This is a genomic window from Mesorhizobium sp. M7A.F.Ca.ET.027.03.2.1 (genome assembly GCF_003999175.1).
Taxonomy (GTDB): Bacteria; Pseudomonadota; Alphaproteobacteria; order Rhizobiales; family Rhizobiaceae; genus Mesorhizobium.
Window position 1 is genome coordinate 1 of the sequence record NZ_RZOM01001851.1, and the last position, 509, is coordinate 509.

Genomic DNA, 509 nt, shown 5'->3' on the forward strand with positions numbered 1-509 from the left:
GCATCGTTCTGCTCGGATTGGGTGGTGGTGCCCTGCTCGGCGGGAAGGTTGCGCAGGCGCTCGAGCTCTCCCTCGCCAAAACGCTGATAAGAGAACGGACTGCTGGTCCAGCCTTCGGTTTCGAGAACGCCCGGCTCCAGGCTCTGCACATTGCCGGTCAGGATCTGTCCGTTGGCGTCGGCGATCAGATAGAGGTTGGCGCCGGGCTGGCGCGAGCGGGCCTCGACTACACGGACCAACACCGGCAGACCGCCGCGTTGATAGGCGCGAGCCAGACCGAGCACCTCGTCATTGATGGTGTCCTGTGTCTGCCCGGTCAGCATGCGCGCCGACAAAGAGGTCATATAGAAGACGAGCGCCACCGCGCAGAGCGCGAAGAGCAGGAGGTAGAGCGCCGAAAGCCGCGCTGCCGTTGTCTTCATGATGGCTGGCACGGAAAGAGCCATGCCGCAGCTAGATCAGCATGAGGTTTGGTCGAATCGTCATGCCGATCTAGCTCTTTGTTGGAG

Annotated in this window: 1 pseudogene; it reads right to left on the minus strand. The window is 62.3% G+C overall.

Annotated elements, in window-relative coordinates:
• Positions 1-446: pseudogene (locus tag EN750_RS38435) on the minus strand (two-component sensor histidine kinase); the annotation flags it as partial.
• Between the last annotated feature and the right edge of the window lie 63 nt (positions 447-509).